The following is a 22279-nucleotide window of genomic DNA, read 5'->3' as shown; positions in this document are numbered from 1 at the left end:
TGATTTGGAGGTTATACAAGTAAACATATTTTGACTAGATTTATGGCCTGATACCCCAAATAAATATCAGTAAGTAATGGCCTACAACAATAATGGACTGCTTCGTTTTTTAGATGCTCAGAATAAATTGTATCTGACCGCTTTGGACGAAATCAAGAATGGTAAAAAAGAATCTCCTTGGATGTGGTTTATATTTCCGCAGATAAAAGGAATGGGTTCTAATGATACTTCCAAATTTTACGAAATCAAAAATGCTGATGAAGCAATTGCTTTTCTGGAACATCCAATTTTAGGAAAACATCTTGTAGAAATCACTTCTGAATTAATCAAAAAGGAAGAAAATGTTTCTGATATTTTTGAAAGCATTGATTTAGAAAATCTTCAATCTTGTATGACATTGTTTGCTAGCGTTCAAAATACTGAACCTATCTTTCAGGAAGTGCTTCACAAACACTTTGACGGTTCATCTGATTTTCATACACTTCAATTATTGTATAGCAATCTTTGATGTTTTAACCGCAAAGTACGCAAGGTCATTTTATGTAGTTTCTTAAATACGCAAAGAACGCAAAGCTTTGTCTAAAAATCTTTGCGTTCTTTATGGCTTAATTAAGGGTAATAAATCTCAAAAGCCTCTAAGCCCTTTTCTATATAAAATGGGCTTTTTTTATTTCTAAATTTCATCTTTTCAATATATTTGTGGTCAACCAAACTTATACGCCATGTCATTATTAATTATTCCAAAAACCACAAATCATGAAAAGAAGTTTCTTCTTGCTCTTTCTTTCGGCAATTACCTCTTTAGGCATTGCTCAAAGTAAAAATTCAAATTCTAAGCCCAACATTATTATCATCAACATGGATGATATGGGTTATGGCGACACTGAACCGTACGGAATGACAGGAGTCAACACTCCTCATTTTAATCAAGTTGCCGAAGAAGGAATGCGTTTTACCAATTTCAATGCAGGACAAGCGATTTGTACAGCATCCAGAGCAGCTTTATTAACTGGCTGTTATCCAAACAGAATCGGAATGTCGGGTGTATTGCTTCCTGGAGCCAAACATGCTTTAAATCCAAATGAAGAAACTATTGCGTCACTTTTAAAGAAAAACGGATACAAAACGGCTAATTACGGAAAATGGCATTTAGGAAATCAACTTCCATATTGGCCAACTAATTATGGCTTTGATGAGTTTTTCGGAATTCCGTATTCACACGACGTATGGCCGATTGATTATGACGGTTATTCAAAAGTAACGGATGCTAAAGATATGCGTTCGAGCTTTCCTCCTCTCCCATTAATCAGCAATACAACCATTATTGATACGATTGAAAATATCAAAGACGCTTCAAAACTAACTACACTTTTTACCGAAAAAGCAATTGGTTTTATCAAGAAAAACAAAAAAGATCCGTTCTTTTTATATCTCACACATCCTTTGCCACACGCGCCTTTAGCGGTTTCAGACAAATTTAAAGGAAAAAGCGATTTAGGCCTTTTTGGAGATGTGATATTGGAACTGGATTGGTCAATTGGCGAAATCATAAATACGTTAGATACAGAAGGAATAGCTAAAAATACTGTCCTAATTATAACGAGTGATAATGGTCCTTGGCTTGTTTTTGGTGACAATGCAGGTTCATCGGGCGGTTTTAGAGAAGGAAAATCAACTACTTGGGAAGGTGGTACAAGGGTTCCGTTTTTGATACGTTGGCCAGGTAAAATAAAAAGCGGCTCTGTAAACAGTTCTCTTATGACCAATATGGATTTACTGCCTACAATTGCTTCAATAACAGGTTCTTCTTTACCAAAAAACCAAATTGACGGTTTGAATTTTCTTCCTGTTCTGACTGGAAAAACGGCTTCTGGCCCAAGAGAAGTTTTTTATTATTATTTCGGAGTTGGAAGCAATAATTTAGAAGCCATTCGATACAAACATTGGAAACTTGTTTTCCCACACAAAGGCACAACCTACAACAAAAAATTACAAGGAAAAGATGGTTATCGCGGAGAAGGCGCTTCCGCAGAATTTCCAATAGCGCTTTATGATTTAGCACATGATCCGGGAGAAGTTCGCGATGTACAGCAATTATATCCTGAAATTGTAGCCGAAATTCAGAAAATCGCTAATACTGCAAGAGAAGATCTTGGCGATGATTTGAATCAAAAGGTTGGAAAAAATGTTAGAAAACCTGCTACATATTAAAAACAAAAGCCCGACTACAATCGGGCTTTTGTTCTTTTAACGAGAAGATTACAAAATGAAAGTTTTTTTTTGATAATCTTACAACAATGTCAGTTTGTCTTTTTGTAACTTTAATAAAACATTTAGAAATGCAGTTTAACTTCAATCAATACTTATTTACTATCCTTTCATTGACGCCTAAAATAGCGCTACATCCTTGACATCAATAGCATTTTTTAAATTTGTTTATCATTCAAAAGAAGCTTTTTTCTTTTATAATAAATTATTGTCATGAGAATAGATCAGATACAAATTAAAACAAACGATATTCAAAAAGCGAAAGCTTTTTATCAGAACATTTTTGGGCTTTTCATTCTTGAAAATGACCAAAAATCGATAACGTTTCAAGCTGGAACTTCTATTTTAAAATTTGTCGAAGACAAAGAGTTTAATTCCATATATCATTTTGCTTTTAATATTCCCGAAAATCAGCTTGAAGAAGCCATTCAATGGTGTAAAGGCAAAGTTGATTTAATTGTTCTAGAAGATAAAAGTGTAGTTACAAATTTTGAAAATTGGAATGCACATTCTATTTATTTCTTTGATCATAATGGAAATTTACTCGAATTCATTGCGCGACATGATCTTAATAATGAACAAATTGGCGAATTCAACTCTGCTTCTATTTTAAGCATTAGCGAAATCGGAATTGTTACGGAAAGTCCATTACAATTAGGAAATCAATTAATCGAAGAACACGGATTGCATTTCTTTTCTCAAAATACAAACACTGATAAATTTGCTGCAATTGGCGATCATGAAGGTTTGTTGATTTTGGTGCAACCTACTAGAAATTGGTATCCAACTCAGATTCCTTCTGAAAGTAATCCAACACAAATTACATTAGAGAATAATGAAAATATAATTGAATTGCATTTTTAAAACACTCTGTGTCAAACACATAAAAATATAATTTGTATTTTCATCTTACAAAAGCTGAAAAATGATTATAAAGTATCTGAAACAATATGGGTTAGTTTTGCTGTTATTTAGTTTTAATGCTTCTAAAGGACAAAACAATCTTGCATACGAAACTTTAACTGCAGAAGCTTCGTTATTGCATCTTCAAAAAGATTATAAAAACGCTATTCCAAAACTAGAAAAGGCTTTTTCAATTGAAAAGCCCGATGCTTTAAATGCCTATAAAGCGGCTGGAATGTATTCGCTTGACGAAAATAAAACAAAAGCATTTCAGTATTTAGATTTATCATTGGATAAAGGTTGGACTGAAGCAGACCAATTATTGATTGAACCGTATTTTAATTTTATTAGAAATAATTATAGCAAAGAATGGCAAGCCATAGTGCAAAAAGCATATTTAAAAGAGCAGGAATACGAAAAGACATTACAGTTTCCTGAGCTTCGAAAGCAAATTATTGCAATGGGAATTGAAGACCAGAAAATCAGGTACGCTAAAATTCAAACTTCTGATCCTGCGCAATTGAATGAATTACAGCAGAAGATTAACGAATTAGATTTTAAAAATCTTTCTGCAGCAAAAGAGATTCTAAGAACCAACGGCTGGCCTAAAATATCTCAAATAGGAAAAGATGGCGCTCATAATTTCTGGCTGATTGTTCAGCACTCAGATCAAGATATTTTCTTCCAAAAAAAGGCTTTGGAAGAAATGGAAAAATTAAAAGGAACAGAAGAACTTGAAATTGAAAACTATGCATTTTTGTATGACAGAGTTCAATGTAATTTAAATTATAAACAGCTTTACGGAACGCAAGTAAATTGGACGCAAAATGGCGAAGCATCAGGTTTTAGAGGGATTTTAAAAGAAAATGACATCGATAAAAGACGAACCGCTTTAAGAATGATTCCATTAAAGATTTATGCGCTGAATTATGGTTTTAACTACACGCTCCCGACCGCTTCTGATGCTGCAAAAAAGGATAAAAAAGATAAAGAAGATACTTTAAACCTTATCGGCTTGGCTAAAAAAAATTATGAGGCAAAAGAATTTCAGAATGTGTATGAAAATTACAATAACGCCTCAATGATTTTAGGCGGAATGACTAGCGCTCAAAATTTTGAAGCTGCGGAACTTTTTGCAAAAATTTACAATCAGACCAATGAAGAACAATATCGAAGTATTGCTTTAGATTTTTTAAGTTTAAACCACCTTAGAGGCGATTTAAACTTAAAATCATTACTATCTAATGCTGCATTTCAAAAATTCTATTCCGAAAATAGATGGAAGGATATCGTTGGTAGTTTGTAATCTGTTAAAACCTCATTCTCTGAATTCTCACTGCATTCAATATCGCTAGTAAAGCCACGCCAACATCTGCAAAAACAGCTTCCCACATCGTGGCAAGTCCGCCAGCACCTAGAATTAAGACAAAAGCTTTTACTACAAAAGCCAATGTAATATTCTGCCAGACAATCTTTTTGGTTTGTTTTCCGATATTAATCGCCATTGCAATTTTGCTTGGTTTATCATCCTGAATCACAATATCGGCAGTTTCTATGGCAGCATCGCTTCCTAAACCTCCCATCGCAATTCCTACGGTGCTTAACGCAATTACAGGCGCATCATTTACACCATCACCCACAAAGGCAATTGTTTCGTTTTTAGCTTTAATTTCGTTGACTTTATCCACTTTATCTTCTGGAAGCAAATCACCAAAAGCTTTTGTTATTCCAAGTTTATCAGCCACAAACTGAACGACATTCGCTTTATCTCCGCTTAACATAGTCAATTTTACACCTAACGATTTTAGTTTAGAAACGGTTTCTTTCGCATCTGCTTTAATTTCATCAGCAATTGTAAGATACCCAGCAAATTTACCTTCGTAAGCAATGGCAATTGTAGTATAAACGATTGAAGATGGATCAATATCATACGAAATCGAAAATTTATCCAAGAGTTTAAAATTCCCAACAAACAATTCTTTTCCGTTGTGTATTGCTTTTAATCCATGTCCAGAAATTTCTTCGATTTCTTTCAATTCAACCGAAGAATCAATTGGGCCAACATGATTATGAATAGCTGTTGCAACAGGATGCGTGCTTCTGCTTTCTAGAGCATTAACCAGTTTTAAGATTTCATCTTTATCAAATTCAGGTTTTATAATGACTTCTTGAACTTTAAAAACACCTTCGGTCATAGTTCCTGTTTTGTCTACTACCACATTCTGAATTGTCGAAATACTGTCAAGGAAATTACTGCCTTTAAACAGGATTCCGTTTCTGCTTGCGGCACCGATTCCACCAAAATATCCAAGTGGAATACTAATAACCAAAGCACAAGGACAAGAAATCACAAGGAAAACCAACGATCTGTAAAGCCAATCTGTAAAAACATAATTATCAACAAAAAGCATTGGAATTATGCAAATTGCAATTGCAAGAAATACCACAATTGGCGTATAGATTTTAGCAAACTTTCTAATGAACAATTCCGCAGGCGCTTTTTTGGTTGTAGCGTTCTGCACCAATTCCAAAATTTTAGACAATTTACTATCGCTGTAAGCCGTTGTTACTTTTACTTCGGCGATTGTATTACCGTTTATCATTCCTGCTAAAACAGTATCGCCTTTCTTTTTCGTATCAGGTTTGCTTTCTCCGGTTAAAGCTGCAGTATTAAACGAAGCAGAATCAGATAATAATTCGCCATCCAAACCTAATTTTTCTCCTGCTTTAAGCTGAATAATGGCTCCTATCTGAACGTCTTTGGCTTTGACTTTTATCGCGACATTATTTTCTAATATATGAACCTCATCGGGACGCTGATCCAAAAGGCTCTTAATACTTGATTTTGCGTGGTTAACTGCCATTCCCTGAAAGGTTTCTCCAATGGTATAAAACAGCATAACAGCAACACCTTCTGGATATTCTCCAATAGCAAAAGCTCCAATTGTAGCAATGCACATGAGGAAAAACTCAGAAAAAATGTCTCCTTTTACAATGCTTTCATAAGCTTCTCTTATTACTGGAAGTCCAACTGGAAGATATGCAATCGCATACCACGCAATTCTAACATATCCTGTAAACCAATCTTGCGGAAAATAGTTATCAAAACCAATTCCGATAACCAGTAAAACAAAAGATATAATAGATGGCAAGAACAATTTAAACCAGCTTCCTTCTACATTGTGTTCATGATCATGACCTTCATGATCGTGCCCATCATTCTCAGAATGTACGGGTTCATCATGAGAACAGCAGCAGGAAGGTTTGGCTTTATTTTTTGTACTTTTTACTTCTTTATCTTGATGTATCATTTTTTTGTTTCATGTTTCAGGTTTCATGTTTTGAATGCCTGAAGTTTTTTGTTTAAATAATGTCCTAAATTTAAGCATTTTGTGGTAAAGTTTATTACGAGAAAGACACTAAGTTTTTATTTAACTGTGGCGAATTAATCTCGCAAAGTCGCAAAGACGCAAAGTTTTTTTGCCACAGATTAAAAGGATTAAAAAGATTAAAAAAATCCGCTAAATCTTTGCTAAATAAAAATCATGGTAATCCTTTAAATCTGTGGCAAAATTTATTTTTCAATTGCCTCCAGCTTTAGCTGGAGATTTATTTGAATCTAGTGTGAGGGCTTTAGCCTAAAATCTCAAGTTTGGCTAAAGCCCATTACAATCTTTTTAAACACCTCCAGCTAAAGCTGGAGGCAACTTATATTAATCTTATAAAATCTGTCTTGCGACTTCGCGTCTTTGCGAGATTCTTCTAATAAAACTTAGAACCTTAGAACCTTAGTAGCTTAGAATCTTAGTATCTTAGCATCTTTAAAAAATTTAATGCGTATGCTCTCCTCCGCCCTTCATTGCTGAAAGCAGATAAAATGCCCCTTTCGTTACAATTTTTGCGTTAGCTGGAATATCATTTACGAACTTCACTTCAGTAAAACCTAAATCGGTTGTTCCTGGCATAACTTCTATGGCTTTAAAGTGTACTTCTTTCTCGTGAGTCTCTTCCTTTTCTCCTGCTGCATGCTCGTGTTTTTCTTCTGCATGTTCTGCTTCTTCAATAAAAACGAAATACTTGTCTGCATTTTTGACTACTGCATCTTTTGGAAGCGCTGGAACTGTTGCATTCGTAATATTAATATTCGCCGAAACATACATTCCCGGGATTAGTCCTTTGGCATCAGCAGGATCAATTTTGGCATGTACAGCAACGGTTTTACTTTCGTTAGAAAAAGATTTATTAATTCCAAATATCTTTCCTTTGATCGATTTATTCGACTGATTAGTTAAAACAAAGTCAATTACCTGACCAATCGAAATTGAACCTAAATCTTTTTCATATACATTCAAATCCAAATGCATCTGACTATTATCTACCACTTCAAAAAGCGAAATCCCAGTGTTGGCAAAAGCTCCTTTCGCAATATTGATTTTTCCAACAAAACCATTTATTGGCGAAACAATTGGTACTACAGAGGTTGTTCCTTTTGTATTGACATGCAAAGCATCGAGTTTATTTTTTGCAGCTTGTGCACGAGCTCTTTCGGCAGCCAATTTGGCTTTTACTTCCTGAAAAGTCTTTCTCGGATTTACATTTTCGTCGCTTAATGTTTTCTGACGATTGTATTCTAACTGCAAATACTCAACATTGGCAACAGCCGACTGATAATCTTCCTGCATTCCTATAACTTCCAAATTCTGAATCGTTGCTAGAACTTTCCCTTTATTTACATACGTTCCTTCCAAAACAAAAATATCCTTTACTGTTCCGCCAATTAAAGTCGAAACTTCAGCTGAATTTTGCGGAGGAACTGTCGTGTAGCCATTGGCCTTGATGACTTTGTTAAGGTTTCTATCTTCTACAGAACCTGTTTCAATTCCGACAGTTTTGTATTGAGATTCCGTTAAAGCTACTTCTGTAGTTGACTTTTCTTCTTCCTGTGGTTCTTCAGTTTTCTTTTCATTGCAACTTGTTATAGAAATAACCGCAAAGAACGCAAAGACAAAGCGCAAGGCACGCAAGGAAATTAAACTTTGCGCTCTTTGCGTAAATCCTTTGCTCCCGATAGCTATCGGGATTGCGGTTAAATAACTACTAGATATATTTTTCATTTTTAATTGTTTTTGATGGTTAGAAATTGAAGTTCTATGGCACTTTGGTTATAACTGTGCGTTGCCTCGGCAAACTGTTTTTTAATATCAATCGCCTGATTCAGAAAACTGATGTACGACCAATAACTCATATCTCCATTGGCATAACTTTTTTGCGCTGTTTCTATAATCTGGTTTGCATATTGCTGGCCTACATTCTGGAAATAGGCTAAGTTTTTTTGCTGTTTTTCGAAGTTATTTTTCAATTCTTCACGTTGCAGATTCAGCATCATTTTGTTTTTATCTAAAGCCAATTGTGACTGCGAAATGCTAATTTCAGCCGCCTTTGCTTTTGTTGTATTAACGCCTCCAAATAACGGAATCTGCAATCCAGCTGTAAAGCCCTGAAAAAGCGATTCAGTATTAATAGTTTGCGCAAAATATCCCAAACCAACTTTTGGCGTACGTAAAGCTTTAAATGTTCCAGCTTCTTTCTGATAAACCGAAATCTGCTGTTGATAGAAATCAGTCATCAGAGCTTCAGCTTTTGTGTTTTCTTGATTCTCCATAAAAGTATATTGTAAAGCCGTATTTTGGTCAGGAACAATATTTTCATTTGTCTGAATAAAAAACTGCAATTGTTTCTGATAGATTGCCAAATCATACTCTAATTGCGCTTTCTGAGTTTCAATTTCTTTTACTTTAGCTTTAGCGCTAATTACTTCTATGTTTCCGCTTTCTCCCGTTTTAAAACGAAGTTCAGCGTTCTTCAAGAACTTCGTATAAATATCATTCAATTCTGAATTGAGTTTCTGAATAGAAACACCATATAGATATTGATAATAGGCCAGCGTAACCGCTTTTTCAATTTCATACGAAGACAGCGCTTTTTGTTTTTCGGCCAATTTTGCCAATTCTTCCTGCAATTGTCGATTCGCTTTTGTAATATTTCCTAACGGAAAAAACTGCTGTACCGAAACATTATGATCGTAATCGGCACTATTGAACTGACCGCCCTGATACTGTACTTGTAACGGATCTGGCTGAAAAGCTGCTTTTTTGAGAACGGTTTGCTTTTCGATTTCTTTATCGGCAATTTTTAAATCGATGTTGTTTGATTTTGCTAGTTCTATTGCTTTTTCTAGACTTATAGTTTGCTGTGCTTGTGAAGATATGGTAACCAATAGAAACGCAATTAACCGCAATCCCGATAGCCATCGGGAGCAAAACTTTTTTGATTGATTTTTATATATTGAATTTTTCATTTTTATCATTTTTGTCTCCCGCAGATCTTGCAGATTAAGCAGATTTTTTCTTTTTAAATTAATCTGCCAGATCTGCGAAATCTGCGAGAGAAATTATTTTAGATACACAGTAATAATTATCTAATTATCAAATTTTCTCATTTACTAATTATCTCTGCGGTTAAATCTCTCCAACAATAAATACAAAATCGGTAAAACTATTAAGGTTAATAGTGTGGCTGAGATTAATCCGCCGATTACTACGGTTGCCAAAGGTTTCTGTACTTCTGCCCCGCCGCTTGTCGACAATGCCATTGGCAGAAATCCTAATGAAGCTACGGCTGCGGTCATTAAAACAGGACGTAAACGTGTTTTGGTTCCGATCAGGATTCTCTGAAACGGATCTGAAATACCTTCTGTTTTTAATTGATTGAAATACGAAATCAGTACAATTCCGTTTAAAACCGCTATTCCGAATAAGGCAATAAAACCAATTCCGGCAGAAATACTAAACGGCATTCCTCTTAGCGAAAGCGCAAAAACACCTCCGATAGCTGATAACGGAATCGCACTAAAAATCAGCAGTGCTTGTTTGGCACTTTTGAAAGTAAAATATAGCAAGACCAAAATCAGTCCTAAAGCAATTGGTAAGGCTACAGAAAGTCTTTTTGAAGCTTCAATCAGATTTTCAAACTGTCCGCCATAAGTGACATAATAGCCTGAAGGAAGTTTAAAATTTTTATCCAATTTTACCTGGATTTCTTCTACAACGCTTTTAATATCTCTTCCACGAACATTTAATCCAACTGTGATTCTTCGTTTTCCGTCTTCGCGGATGACCTGCACAGGACCTTGTTCGTATTCAACAGAAGCCACCTGAGAAAGAGGTACTTGCTGTCCGTTCGGAAGCGGAATAAACAAATTGCTCACATCTGTGATATCGCCACGATTGTTTTCATCCATTCTCACCACAACATCAAATCGTTTGCTTTCATCGTAAATCTTTCCAGCGACTTCACCAGCAAAAGACGAGCGAATAATCTGGTTGATATCTGAAATATTCAATCCGTAAAGAGCGATTTTATCGTAATCGTATTTGATAGTAATTTGTGGTAAACCTGTTACTTTATCAGCTTTTAGATCTCCGATTCCTTCAATTCCTTTTATTTTCGAAATCAATTCTGCCGCTTTAGCATCCAAAATTTCCAAATCGTCACCAAAAATTTTGATCGCAATATCAGATCGGCTTCCCGTCATTAATTCGTTAAAACGCATTTGGATTGGCTGCGAAATTTCGATATTCGCTCCTGGAATAATTTCCATTTCTTCTTTCATCGCATTAGCCAGTTCTTCCCAATTACGATATTTGCTTCTCCATTCTTTTTTGTCTTTTAAAACAATAATTAAATCCCCACTTTCAATCGGCATAGGATCGGTCGGAATTTCACCGCTACCTATTTTGGTTACAATGGTTTTGATTTCAGGGAATTTTGCTTTTAGAATCTGTTCGTACTTTGTAGTCGTTTCCACCATTTGAGTAAGCGAACTTCCCGTCATAATGGTGGCATTGATTGCTAAATCGCCTTCTTCGATTGTTGGGATAAATTCACCACCCATATTTTGGAAAACAATAAAAGCAAAGGCAAATAATCCCACAGCAACTGAAAGCACCACTTTTTTAAACTCTAAAGCTTTATTCAATAAAGGTGTGTAACGGTTTTCTAGCCAAGCAATCATTCGGTCACTGAAGTTTTCTTTGTGTTCTGTTTTTTTCGAAAGAAACAAAGCACTCATCATCGGAATATAAGTCAGCGAAAGAATAAATGCTCCTATAATGGCAAAACCAACTGTCATAGCCATTGGTTTGAACATTTTTCCTTCTGTTCCAATTAAAGCTAGAATTGGCAGATATACGATCAAAATGATAATCTCGCCAAAAGCTGCACTATTCCTGATTTTTGAAGCCGAATTATAAACCTCATCGTCCATTTCTTCCTGCGTCAATTCTTTTTTGTTTTTGAATTTCTGCAGATGATGCATTGTGGCTTCGACAATGATTACGGCACCATCGACTATAATTCCGAAATCTATGGCACCTAAACTCATTAAGTTCCCACTTACGCCAAAGGCATTCATTAAAATAACGGCAAACAGCATTGCCAACGGAATCACAGAAGCGACAATTAATCCTGCGCGAAGATTTCCTAAGAATAATATCAAGACAAAAATTACGATTAACGCTCCCTCTAATAAATTCTTTGTAATTGTTTTAATGGAATTGTCAACGAGTTTTCCTCTATCAATAAAAGCTTCTGCAACAACTCCTTCTGGAAGGCTTTTGTTAATCTGGGCCATTTTTTCATGCACACGATTAACGACTGCGCTGGAGTTTTCTCCTTTTAACATCAAAACTAGTCCCGAAACAATTTCACCTTTTCCGTCTTTGGTTGATGCTCCGTAACGTAACGCAATGCCTTCACGTACCTGCGCTACATTGCGAACCAAAACAGGCGATCCGTTACGGTTTTTTACTACTACATTTTCAAGGTCTTTAATGCCTTTTGCCATTCCGACACCGCGGATAAAATACGTGTATTGGTCTTTTTCGATGTATGCTCCACCCGTATTCTGATTGTTTTTTTCTAAAGCCTCAAAAATTTCGGTAATTGTAACGCCCAAACTATTGAGCATATTTGGGTTTACGGCAATTTCAAACTGCTTGAGTTTTCCTCCCCAAGAACTTACTTCGGCAACTCCTTTAATTCCTTGCAATTGCGGAATAATAATCCAATCCTGAATTGTTCTCAGTTCAATTGCACTGTATTTGTTTTCATAGCCTTTTTTGGCGTAAACATCGTACTGATAAATTTCTCCCAGACCTGTAGAAATTGGTGCTAGCTCTGGAGAATCTACATAATCTGGTATATTTTCTTCCGCTTGTTTTAAGCGCTGAAAAATCTGCTCACGCGCCCAATAAATATCTACATCATCTTCGAAAACAACGGTTACAACCGATAATCCGAAACGAGAAATACTGCGGAGTTCTATAACATTTGGAACTGTTTTTACGGCCCTTTCTAAGGGATACGTAATTAATTGTTCTATTTCCTGACTTGCCAGTGTTGGTGCAGTTGTAATAATCTGAACCTGATTGTTGGTTACATCTGGCAGGGCATCGAGCGGTAATTTTTTAAGCGAATAGCTTCCCCAAGCAATGAGCGCAAGGGTAAATAATAATATGACGAATTTGTTTCGTATACTAAACTTGATAATTTTATCTAACATTTGAATATATAATGACGTGAGAAATTAGACAATTAAATTGTCTGTAAATGTGTGGAAAGTCCACAACTCTCTCGCCCGTTTTCGATCTTTATCGAACAGGCACAATCATTATGCTATCTGAGGGGGTTGCCAAATACTTCCGTAGAAATTGGAAATAAAAACAGAATTGTAACTTGGTAAAGCAATTGAAATTTGATTGTAAGTTTTAGGAAACTCAAAACTTACAGCAGAATGGTAACTTAAAACCTGTGCGCCACAGCAATTGCAGGCACAAAACGGAGAACATAAATCATTTGTTTTATCGTGAGAATGATTGTCTTCTGAAGCAAACTGAGCCGTTTTATGCATTGCACTGTTTACTTCCATATCTGCGCATGGCATATTAGACAATGCCAGCAGGTAAATTGATAATATGACTGTTATCCATTTCACAGCTGTAAAAATACAATTATTTTTTTAATTGGTAATTGATGGCAATAATTCCTAAAAGAAAAATACTTAAAAATATCCTAAAATTATTTTTAAAGCTTTTATCATTTTCTCATTTAATTTTTGTCGGAGGTAAGAAAATTTCGTTAACTTTAACACTAATTAACACATTCTTAAGCCTTAATATTTAATTCATAGTAAAACCTTTTAGCATACCAATAAAAAGATTCCCACAATAGCATTAGTACATATTTATTTTTCGCAGTTTAATTAATTAACATTAAAACACTCTAATCAATGAAATGTAACACACTGATATCAGCCTTTTTATTATTATTTAGCATGCAAATTTTTGGACAGGTTTATACCGATAAAATTGTAGGTAAAAAAAATGAAGATTTAAAAGATAGTCTTAAAGTCGAAAAATACCCGTACGCTCTACCAATCTGGGGAGAAAAAGTAGCTCAAAAAGGATATAAACTTCCCTACTCTGCCGGAGTATCTGTAAACTGGTTTTGGCAGGAATCAGAAATTGTAATCAATAATCTGCAAATTGGTTTTAATCATGGCCCGCAATATAATCTAGACGAAATTGTACGATTTAATAAATCGACAGTAGAAGCAAGTGCTCTAACAATTCGTCCTGATATCTGGCTTCTTCCGTTTTTAAATATTTATGGAATTTTTGGAAAAGCCAATACTTCAACAAAAATTAACGCAGGTATCTGGGTTCCTGATGCCAATAACAACTGGTCTGAAATAGCCACTTTTAGCACTAAAGCCAATTTTAATGCCACTACTTTTGGTCTTGGTATGACTCCTACAATCGGTATTGGTGGAGGCTGGTTTGCACTTGATATGAACATGGCTTGGACTGATATCAGCTCGCTTGATAAACCTGCTTTTTCGTATATTTTTGGTCCGAGATTCGGGAAAACTTTCAAATTCAACAAACCAGACACCAATATAGCGGTTTGGGTTGGAGGTTTTAGAGTTCATATCTCTGGTGATACTAATGGAGATCTACCATTATCTGATTTTATTGATTTAACCAATGCACAGGCGAAAGTGGATAGCGGTCTTCAAAAGGTGTCTGACAATCAAGCAAAAGTAGATACTTGGTGGGATGGCTTGACTCCAGCTGAGCAAAAAAATCCAGTCAATATTGCCAAACACAACACGGCAGACAGAGCTTTAGATAGAGCGGGGACAATTCTTGCCACTCTTGATGGGGCATTGAGTACAGCCGAAAGCTCTTCTGTGCAATACTCGCTTCAAAAAAGACCTAAAGATATGTGGAACTTTATTATAGGATCCCAGTATCAATTCAGTAAACATGTTATGTTTCGTGCAGAATGCGGTTTCTTAGGAAGTCGTACTCAAGTATTAGGAAGTTTACAATACCGTTTTGGACTGTAATTATCCATTTATATGAAAAAGATTTTATTAATCGTTTTTACTTTTTTTTGTATTAGTTCTGCCCAGTCTCAAGTCTTAATTTCCTTGATATTTGGAGACAAACTCAATTCGGAGTTTTTAGAGTTTGGTCTTGAAGGTGGTGCTAATTTTTCTACCATTTCAAATATGGGATCTTCTGCCCTAAATCCTGGTTTTAATCTTGGTTTTTACTTTGATTTCAGGTCTAAGAAAAATCCAGCTTGGATGATCAATACTGGTGTAATTGTAAAATCGCCTATGGGAGCCAAGGATATTCCAGTATATTCTTTAAACGATGAAAATCTGGATAATACTTTTGCTGGCGGACATGTAAACCGTGAAATTCGTTATTTTAATGTTCCAATATTAATTAAATATCAATTTAAAAATAATATCTACCTTAAAGCAGGTCCGCAATTTGGTTTGTTAGCCAAAGCATTTGATGAGTTTAAAAACGAAATCAATAACGATGATGTAGTCTACAAGAAAAACATTAGAGATCAAATTCATGTTATAGATGCTGGGCTTGCCTTTGGTACGGGTTATCACATGAATGTTGGTCATGGTTTAAATATTACCGTTCAATATTACTTGGGGCTCGTTACTGTAATGAAAGGAGATGGTCCAAACAATCAATTCAACAGATCTTTGTATGTTACTGCAGGACTTCCAATTGGAAAAGGTAAAGCAGCCCAAAGAAGAGCTGAAAAAGAAGCTGAATTGAATAAAGTCGTGCTTCCAGAAGACGAGAAAAAATAAGAGATTGAAGATTTTAGATTAAGGATTAACGATTTTTGATTTCTTCCATCTGAAATCAAAAATCATTAATCAAAAATCAGCAATATTAATTCCTTTTATAAACTCAAGAATTTCTTCGATATTTAAAACAAAATCTGGAACTGTATGCAGAATTGCATTGTTGGGCATAAAAGGCATATCTGCAGAAAGCGGATTCTGAACTACGCTTATTCCGCCCGCTGCCTGTATGGCTCTCAATCCAACTGTTCCATCCGAATTGGAACCCGAAAGCAATATTCCGATCAAATGTTCTCTATATATTTCCGCAGCAGACTCAAAAGAGACATCTATGCTTGGTCTACTGTAGTTTATTTTTTCTGAAGTATCTAATGAAAGCGTTTCGTTTTTCTCAAATAATAAATGATAATTGGACGGAGCGATATAAATAAATCCCGATTGGAGTTTTACTTTATCTTCTACTTCTTTTACTTTTATTTTTGATTTTAAAGCAATTAAGTCTTCTAGAGTTTGTTCGTCTGAGTTTTTTCTATGAACAACGATGACAATGGCAAAAGAAATCGGATTTTCTATAAAAGGCAAAATCTGCAATAATGCCTGTAAACTTCCTGCCGAACCGCCAATTATAACTACTTTACAATTTGTTATTCTTTTATTTTCCTCCATATTTTCTCTTTAGCAAATTGTTTGTATTTGGTTTGAGATATAGAATATTTTATCGTTTCTTTTGTTCCGAGTGCTAAGAAGCCTAGCACAGCCAAACTGTCGTCAAATAAGTTTACGACTCTTTTCTGTAGATTATTATCAAAATAAATTAAAACATTGCGACACAATATGAGATCAAACTCATTAAATGAAGTGTCTGAAACTAAATTATGCTGTGAGAAGACCATTTTTTCAGAAAGATTTTCGTTGAACTTTGCAAAGCCGTAATTGGCAATGTAATAATCTGAAAAATCCTGCTGTCCGCCAGCATCGCGATAATTATCAGCATAGTCTTTTATCATTCGCAACGGAAAAATACCGCTTTTGGCCGTTTCTAGTACCGAAGCGTTAATGTCTGTTGCATACAATATTGATTTGTGCAATAAACCTTCTTCTTTGAGCATAATGGCCATTGAATAAACTTCTTCTCCTGTAGAGCATCCTGCGTGCCAAATACGAATAAAAGGTTTTGTCCCTAACAACGGAAGAACTTCTTTTCGAAGTGTAAGATAAAATGACGGATCTCGAAACATCTCGGTTACATTAACCGTAATTTCGTCAATCATTCTTTTATAATACTCGGGATCTGTGCGGACTTTAGACAAAAAATCATGAAAATGCTTAAATCCTTCCAAAGCAAATACTCTGCTTACTCGTCTTTTTAGTGAGGCTCTTGAATAACTTCCAAAATCAAAACCATAATATTCGTAAACATCATTTATAAGGGTTTCTAGTTCAATATCTTCAATCATAATTCACTTTAATTTCCTCCCAAAATCTGAAGTAATTTGTCAACATCTACAGGTTTTGAGATGTAAGCATCTGCTCCAGCTTGCAAACATTTTTCTTTATCTCCTGACATCGCCTGTGCCGTTACAGCAATGATTAATGTAGATTCCTGAGACGGAATTGCCTTTATAAGCGGAATTGCTTCGTAGCCATCCATTTCTGGCATCATCATATCTAGTAAAACTACATCAATAGATGCGTCTTGACGCAATATTTTTAAGGCTTCTTCGGCACTTAGACAAGATATACAGTCATACGATTTTGCTTTTAAGGTATTTACCATAGCAAAAATATTTCTAGAATCATCATCTACAATCAACACTCGTTTTTTTCCCATTTACAGCATTTTAAAGATTAGATTTTATCGTACAGCCAAACTCTCAGCAACGATAATAGCTGGTCTACATCTACAGGTTTTGTAATATAATCTGAGGCTCCTGCCTTAATACATTTCTCCCTGTCGCCAGTCATAGCTTTGGCTGTTACCGCGATTACAGCTAAGTTAAGGAATTTAGGATTACTTCTTATCTTTTCGGCTGTTTCGTAGCCGTCCATGTTTGGCATCATCATGTCTAGCAATACCACATCTGTATCTGGGTTTTCATCCAAAATTTTAATCGCCTCTTTTCCATCAAAAGCCGTAATGACATTCATTTTAAATGCTTCTAAAGCTTTTGATAGCGAATATATATTTCGTACATCATCATCTACGATTAATACTTTTTTCTCAAATAGAATATTATTCAGCGAATTTAGTTTCTTGTGACTTTCTTTTTTATGGTCTCCATTCTTTTTTTCTTCTACCAAATGAAGGAAAAGCGAAACCTCATCGAGCATTCTCTGGTAAGAATGTGCTGTTTTTACAATAATGGAATCGGCATATTTTCTAATCTTCAATTCTTCTTTTATAGACAAGCTTTTTCCTGTAAAGACAATTACTGGCAGATTTTCTAATCCTGGACTTTTCTTTACTCCATCCAGAATTTCATAGGCCTGTTTGTCTGGAATTCCCATATCTAGAATTACACAATCAATGTCTTTTTTGGTTAAAGCCGATAAACCTGCTGAGACTTCACTTTTAATTTCAGAATTGATATTATACGTTTCTAAGAAATAAGCCAATGCTTTAGCATGTTTCGGGTTATCTTCAATAATTAAAACTTTTTGAGATTCTTTGTTTATGATGTGCTCAATACGCATAAAAACCTCTGGAATCTTGTCAAAAGCAACTGGTTTATCTAAGAAATCTACAGCCCCTTTTAACAGACTTTCCTGTTTCAATTTATGCGAAGACATTATGTGTACCGAAATATGTTTGGTTTGGGAATGATTTTTTAATTCTTCTAGAACCTCCCAGCCGCTCTTAATTGGAAGTTCGATATCCAATAAAATTCCGATTGGTTTGTAGATTAAAGCAAAATTCAAAGCATAATCTCCTCTTACAGCAACGACGCCTTTGTAGCCTTTTTTCTGTGTAAAAGCCAATAATGATTTAGCAAAGCTAATGTCATCTTCTACAATCAGGATCACTTTATCGCCTTCTGTAATTGAATGTCTGTCGTCTTCAATTTCTTCTGGAATAATATCGCTGATATATCTTGGTTTCTCTTCCTCATTTTCAGATTGAACTTCAATTTCTTCAGCTTCTGGAATTTTATTGATTGACACTTTATTGATTGCAAATCCTAAAACTGGCAGGCATAAAGTAAATGTACTTCCTTCGTTTACTTTACTGTGCAGAATGATTTCTCCTCGCAATAATTTAGCCAATTCACGACTGATTGACAATCCTAAACCTGTTCCGCCATATTTGCGTTTGGTAGAACCGTCTGCCTGCTGGAAGGCTTCAAAAATTAAAGGCTGTTTCTCTACCGGAATTCCGATTCCTGTATCTTTTACAATAAAGCAGATTATTTTATCATCGTCTGTATCTACTTTAATTTCAAGAGAAACGGTTCCTTTTTCAGTAAATTTAATGGCATTTGAAATCAGGTTTTTTAGAATCTGCTCCAAACGCATTTTATCTGTTTTAATAACAATTGGCGCTTCTTTGGCAATAATCTCAAAATCAATTCCCTTCTCTTTTGCCACCATATAAAACAAATTATGAAGGTTATCTGTGATTTCTTTAGTTGAAACATCCAAGAATTCCAGTTCCATTTTACCAGCTTCAATCTTAGAAAGATCCAGAATTTCATCAATTAGTCCTAGCAAACTATTTCCTGAACTCTGAATCACTTTTGCAAATTCAATTTCTTCATTGTTCATTGTCTGATTGTTATTTTCAGACAGCAGACGGCTCAACAGTAAAATCGAGTTCAATGGCGTTCTCAATTCGTGTGACATATTGGCCAAAAACTCAGATTTGTAACGGGTTGTCAATTCTAAAGCTTCTGATTTTTTCTGGATTTCAGTATTTTTTTCTTCCAATAAAACACTTCTTTCAGACAATTCTTCATTGGTTTGTTCCAATTCTTCTTGCTGTACGCGAAGTTCTTCTTCAGAAGCCTGCAATTTTTCGGTCTGTGCCTCTAATTCTGCATTTATCGCTTCCAATTCGCTATGTTGAATCTGAAGTTCTTCTGCTTGCGATTTCGTTTCTTCCAGAAGTTCCATTACCCTTTTACGGTTCTGAGTTGCTTTTAAAGCAATTCCGATATTATTGGCTACAATATTCAAAAACTCAAGCTGCAACATCGAAAATCCGTATATGCTAGCCAGCTCTACCGCTCCCTCAATCTTGAAATCCATTAAAGGTAATGCCACGATATGAGTTGGTTTTATTTCTCCTAATGCATAATTGATCTGAATATCTTCAGGAGAAAGTGTTTTTAGCTCCAACATTTTTCCAGAAACAATAGATTGTCCAATCAACCCCTCGCCTTTCTTAATTCGTTCTCTGTTTTTACTCGGTATATAGCTGTAACCTCCCGTAACAGTCAATTCTTCTCCATCTACAACATACAAAACTCCGGCACTGCTGTTGGTATATTGGCATAAAAATTCGATTACATCTTTAGATAATTTCTGAATTGTTTTTTCGCCAAGCATTTTATCATTCAAAGTTGCAACACCCGACTGAAGCCATTCTTTTTGAGATAGTAATTCGAAAGAATCCTTTAATGAATCTTTCATATTATGAATTGATGTTCCTAAAGCTCCTAAAGTGTCGGCTTTTCTATCATCTATCTGAACATCATAATTTCCTTTAGAAATTTGTGTGGCAATACCGCTTATTACTTTCAGCCTTTCAGCAGTTTCTTTATCTTTTTTCTCCAGCTCGCGCTGCAACAACGATCTTTCGTTATAATCTTTTAGGATTCTGATCATAAAAACAATCGAAATAAGAAAAGCAATAAAAAAGGCAATAACAATTAAAATCAAACTGTAGTTTCCGTAGCGTTCTGAATTTGAATTGCGTTCGTCTAAAAGTTTCTGTTCTGTATTTTCTACTTTCCTGATGATTGCTCTCATCTCATTCATCATGTTTCTGCCTTCATTCAAATCAAAAATCAGCGTTTCTTTGCTTAAACGCTTTTTTACAATCTGATTGTTTAAATATTTAAAGAAACCTGAACGTTTATTGCGTAATTCTTCTAGTAATTTTCTCTGCGCGGGATTGTCAACTGTAAGCTCATCCAATTTTTCGAAATAACTGTTTGACTTGGCTTCAGCTTCATTAAATCGGTCCACAAACTGTTCGTCTCCTGTAAGCAGATAGCCTCTCATGCTTGTCTGCGCTTCTGTAATAATTGCAGAACCTTCATTTAAGTTGTAGATTACATCCTGAGTATGATTGACCCAAAAGTTACTCTCTAACAAGCTTTTGATGCTAATGAAAGAAGCAACAGAACTAACCGTAAGTACAAGAAGGGAAACTAGCGAACTGATTAATAAGTTTCTTTTAAAATTACCATTCATATATTTCTAAATTATTTTTATTCGTATTTTAAGGGAAGTACAATGATAAAACTTGCGCCTTCTCCAAATTTGCTTTTTGCCGTGATCAATCCGTTGTGTTTTTCTATTATTTTTTTAGCAATTGCCAAACCAATTCCGGTTCCTTCGTAGGTTTGGCGGTCATTTAAGCTTTGGAAAATAATAAAAATTCGATCGAGATAAATTTCATCAAAACCAATTCCGTTGTCTTTTACTGTAATTCTGCAAAATTTCCCTTCGGGAGAAGTCGGACTATCAATTGATTTTTCTAAAATGGTTTCTGAAGTAATTTCGATTACCGGTTTTTCTTCATTTCCAGAAAATTTTAAAGCATTCCCTATCAGATTTTGAAAAACCTGTCGCATCTGACTGGGAATGCTATCAACTGTTGGAAGTTCGTTGGTTTTTATAATTGCATTTTTACGTTCTATTAGATAATCAAAATCTCCTAGCACTTCCTGCAAAACCACATTTAAATCTGTTTTTTCAGGTTTAACCTGTGCCGAAAGTCTAGAATAAGCCAAAAGATCGGTGATCAAAGTCTGCATTCTTTCTGCCGATTTTATGGTTCGGTCAACATAATCTAAAGCCTTGTCATCTGCTTTTAAGTAAAGGTCTTTTATAATTTTGATAAAGATTTGAATTTTTCTAATTGGCTCATTCAAATCGTGGGAAACAACCCAAGAAAACTGCTGCAATTCATGATTTCGAAGTTCCAATTCTTCATTTTTCTGAACCAGTTCTTTTGTTCTTTCTGCAATTTTGATTTCTAGATTGTCCTGTGCTTCTTTTCGAATTTTAATTTCTTTAGAAAGCAGATCTTTTATCGCTTTAAGTTCGTTTTGCTGTTCGTAAATTTTAATAAAGGTTTTTACTTTTAGAATCAGCAAATCGCTATCTACGGGTTTTGTAATGTATTCAACAGCTCCAGTTTCATATCCTTTAAAAATGTATTTTTTTTCTGTATTGATAGCTGAAAGAAAAATAACTGGAATATCTTTTGTGCGTTGATTTCCTGAAAGGATTTTAACCACTTCAAAGCCGTCAAGTCCAGGCATCTGAACATCCATAATAATCAGGCAATAATCTGTTTTTAGGATTTTTTTGAGAGCTTCTTCTCCAGACTCGGCACTATCAACATCGATATTATGCAGCTCTAATGTCTTTTGCAGAGCGATAATATTTGCCCTTATATCGTCTACAATTAATACCATGTCGAAAAGCTAAATCGGTTGTAAATCAAAACACTTAATTTTAAAATGAAATATAAAAATTTTCTTATTTTTTAAATAAATTGCAAATAAGCTGCTAAAAAATGATGCGGAAATTCTCAAATGTATAAAAAATTTAACGGGCAGGTTTTTTATTTAAATAGAAAATAGTTACAAAATTCCCATCTTTTACCTTCATTTTGTATCTATCGTATGATTG

16 protein-coding genes are annotated in these 22279 nt (G+C 34.9%); 6 read left to right on the top strand and 10 right to left on the bottom strand.

Features of this window, described 5'->3' with window-relative positions; translation table 11 throughout:
* Positions 1–76 precede the first annotated feature (76 nt).
* The 4 genes from PQ463_RS03815 (at position 77) to PQ463_RS03800 (ending at position 4477) form a co-directional block, all read left to right on the top strand.
* Complete coding sequence (locus PQ463_RS03815; protein ID WP_111376930.1) at positions 77–508, top strand: DUF1810 domain-containing protein; 432 nt, start codon at positions 77–79, stop codon at positions 506–508.
* Between the two features lie 248 nt (positions 509–756).
* Positions 757–2211 carry a sulfatase family protein gene (locus tag PQ463_RS03810; protein WP_274256376.1) on the top strand — a complete coding sequence of 485 codons (1455 nt, stop codon included), beginning with the start codon at positions 757–759 and terminating at the stop codon, positions 2209–2211.
* A gap of 270 nt (positions 2212–2481) precedes the next feature.
* Positions 2482–3132, top strand: coding sequence for a VOC family protein (locus tag PQ463_RS03805; RefSeq protein WP_274256375.1), 651 nt, complete (start codon positions 2482–2484; stop codon positions 3130–3132).
* Positions 3133–3193: 61 nt separating this feature from the next.
* Positions 3194–4477, top strand: coding sequence for a DUF6624 domain-containing protein (locus PQ463_RS03800; RefSeq protein ID WP_274256373.1), 1284 nt, complete (start codon positions 3194–3196; stop codon positions 4475–4477).
* A gap of 4 nt (positions 4478–4481) precedes the next feature.
* Here PQ463_RS03800 and PQ463_RS03795 read toward each other — a convergent pair whose 3' ends face one another.
* The 5 genes from PQ463_RS03795 to PQ463_RS03775 all read right to left on the bottom strand — a co-directional run bounded on the left by PQ463_RS03795 (position 4482) and on the right by PQ463_RS03775 (position 13174).
* The gene (locus PQ463_RS03795; protein WP_274256372.1) at positions 4482–6482 is read right to left on the bottom strand and encodes a heavy metal translocating P-type ATPase; all 2001 of its coding nucleotides are present in this window, start codon (positions 6480–6482) and stop codon (positions 4482–4484) included.
* 519 nt (positions 6483–7001) lie between these two features.
* On the bottom strand, positions 7002–8285 hold the full coding sequence (locus tag PQ463_RS03790) for an efflux RND transporter periplasmic adaptor subunit (protein ID WP_274256371.1): 1284 nt from the start codon (positions 8283–8285) through the stop codon (positions 7002–7004).
* Positions 8286–8287: 2 nt separating this feature from the next.
* Entirely contained in the window at positions 8288–9529 is a 1242-nt protein-coding gene (locus PQ463_RS03785) for a TolC family protein (RefSeq protein ID WP_274256370.1), read from the bottom strand.
* Between the two features lie 144 nt (positions 9530–9673).
* Positions 9674–12793 (bottom strand): efflux RND transporter permease subunit, encoded by a 3120-nt coding sequence (locus PQ463_RS03780; RefSeq protein ID WP_274256369.1) that lies wholly within the window; start codon positions 12791–12793, stop codon positions 9674–9676.
* A gap of 108 nt (positions 12794–12901) precedes the next feature.
* The gene (locus tag PQ463_RS03775) at positions 12902–13174 is read right to left on the bottom strand and encodes a hypothetical protein (RefSeq protein ID WP_185957080.1); all 273 of its coding nucleotides are present in this window, start codon (positions 13172–13174) and stop codon (positions 12902–12904) included.
* A 345-nt stretch (positions 13175–13519) separates the two neighbouring features.
* On the opposite strand from PQ463_RS03775, the gene PQ463_RS03770 reads away from it, so the two are divergent.
* Together PQ463_RS03770 and PQ463_RS03765 are read left to right on the top strand one after the other, a co-directional pair.
* A complete protein-coding gene (locus PQ463_RS03770) occupies positions 13520–14641 on the top strand; it encodes a hypothetical protein (protein WP_274256368.1) in 1122 nt (373 codons plus the stop codon).
* Positions 14642–14653: 12 nt separating this feature from the next.
* A complete protein-coding gene (locus PQ463_RS03765; protein WP_274256367.1) occupies positions 14654–15418 on the top strand; it encodes a porin family protein in 765 nt (254 codons plus the stop codon).
* A 69-nt stretch (positions 15419–15487) separates the two neighbouring features.
* On the opposite strand, the gene PQ463_RS03760 is transcribed toward PQ463_RS03765, so the two are convergent.
* The 5 genes from PQ463_RS03760 to PQ463_RS03740 are packed head-to-tail and all read right to left on the bottom strand — an operon-like array spanning position 15488 to position 22062.
* Entirely contained in the window at positions 15488–16081 is a 594-nt protein-coding gene (locus PQ463_RS03760; RefSeq protein ID WP_274256366.1) for a chemotaxis protein CheB, read from the bottom strand.
* A complete protein-coding gene (locus PQ463_RS03755; protein ID WP_111376920.1) occupies positions 16060–16872 on the bottom strand; it encodes a CheR family methyltransferase in 813 nt (270 codons plus the stop codon). The genes PQ463_RS03760 and PQ463_RS03755 overlap by 22 nt, the downstream gene beginning before the upstream one ends.
* Positions 16873–16880: 8 nt before the next feature.
* On the bottom strand, positions 16881–17246 hold the full coding sequence (locus PQ463_RS03750) for a response regulator (RefSeq protein WP_274256365.1): 366 nt from the start codon (positions 17244–17246) through the stop codon (positions 16881–16883).
* Between the two features lie 17 nt (positions 17247–17263).
* A complete protein-coding gene (locus tag PQ463_RS03745) occupies positions 17264–20830 on the bottom strand; it encodes a response regulator (RefSeq protein ID WP_274256364.1) in 3567 nt (1188 codons plus the stop codon).
* A 17-nt stretch (positions 20831–20847) separates the two neighbouring features.
* Positions 20848–22062: a hybrid sensor histidine kinase/response regulator gene (locus PQ463_RS03740; protein WP_111376917.1), complete on the bottom strand. Its 1215-nt coding sequence runs from the start codon at positions 22060–22062 to the stop codon at positions 20848–20850.
* Positions 22063–22279: the final 217 nt, after the last annotated feature.

The organism is Flavobacterium sp. KACC 22763 (genome assembly GCF_028736155.1).
Lineage (GTDB): Bacteria > Bacteroidota > Bacteroidia > Flavobacteriales > Flavobacteriaceae > Flavobacterium.
Note: the sequence above shows the minus strand (reverse complement) of the source record. Positions and strands in the feature narration are given on the sequence as shown.

What these genes read in the sequence shown, in the direction of transcription:
- PQ463_RS03780 (WP_274256369.1), bottom strand. Translation starts at nt 12,793, where the DNA reads ATGTTAGATAAAATTATCAAGTTTAGTATACGAAACAAATTCGTCATA.
- PQ463_RS03755 (WP_111376920.1), bottom strand. Translation starts at nt 16,872, where the DNA reads ATGATTGAAGATATTGAACTAGAAACCCTTATAAATGATGTTTACGAA.
- PQ463_RS03770 (WP_274256368.1), top strand. Translation starts at nt 13,520, where the DNA reads ATGAAATGTAACACACTGATATCAGCCTTTTTATTATTATTTAGCATG.
- PQ463_RS03765 (WP_274256367.1), top strand. Translation starts at nt 14,654, where the DNA reads ATGAAAAAGATTTTATTAATCGTTTTTACTTTTTTTTGTATTAGTTCT.
- PQ463_RS03740 (WP_111376917.1), bottom strand. Translation starts at nt 22,062, where the DNA reads ATGGTATTAATTGTAGACGATATAAGGGCAAATATTATCGCTCTGCAA.
- PQ463_RS03795 (WP_274256372.1), bottom strand. Translation starts at nt 6,482, where the DNA reads ATGATACATCAAGATAAAGAAGTAAAAAGTACAAAAAATAAAGCCAAA.
- PQ463_RS03800 (WP_274256373.1), top strand. Translation starts at nt 3,194, where the DNA reads ATGATTATAAAGTATCTGAAACAATATGGGTTAGTTTTGCTGTTATTT.
- PQ463_RS03750 (WP_274256365.1), bottom strand. Translation starts at nt 17,246, where the DNA reads ATGGGAAAAAAACGAGTGTTGATTGTAGATGATGATTCTAGAAATATT.
- PQ463_RS03815 (WP_111376930.1), top strand. Translation starts at nt 77, where the DNA reads ATGGCCTACAACAATAATGGACTGCTTCGTTTTTTAGATGCTCAGAAT.
- PQ463_RS03805 (WP_274256375.1), top strand. Translation starts at nt 2,482, where the DNA reads ATGAGAATAGATCAGATACAAATTAAAACAAACGATATTCAAAAAGCG.
- PQ463_RS03810 (WP_274256376.1), top strand. Translation starts at nt 757, where the DNA reads ATGAAAAGAAGTTTCTTCTTGCTCTTTCTTTCGGCAATTACCTCTTTA.
- PQ463_RS03785 (WP_274256370.1), bottom strand. Translation starts at nt 9,529, where the DNA reads ATGAAAAATTCAATATATAAAAATCAATCAAAAAAGTTTTGCTCCCGA.
- PQ463_RS03775 (WP_185957080.1), bottom strand. Translation starts at nt 13,174, where the DNA reads ATGCCATGCGCAGATATGGAAGTAAACAGTGCAATGCATAAAACGGCT.
- PQ463_RS03745 (WP_274256364.1), bottom strand. Translation starts at nt 20,830, where the DNA reads ATGAATGGTAATTTTAAAAGAAACTTATTAATCAGTTCGCTAGTTTCC.
- PQ463_RS03790 (WP_274256371.1), bottom strand. Translation starts at nt 8,285, where the DNA reads ATGAAAAATATATCTAGTAGTTATTTAACCGCAATCCCGATAGCTATC.
- PQ463_RS03760 (WP_274256366.1), bottom strand. Translation starts at nt 16,081, where the DNA reads ATGGAGGAAAATAAAAGAATAACAAATTGTAAAGTAGTTATAATTGGC.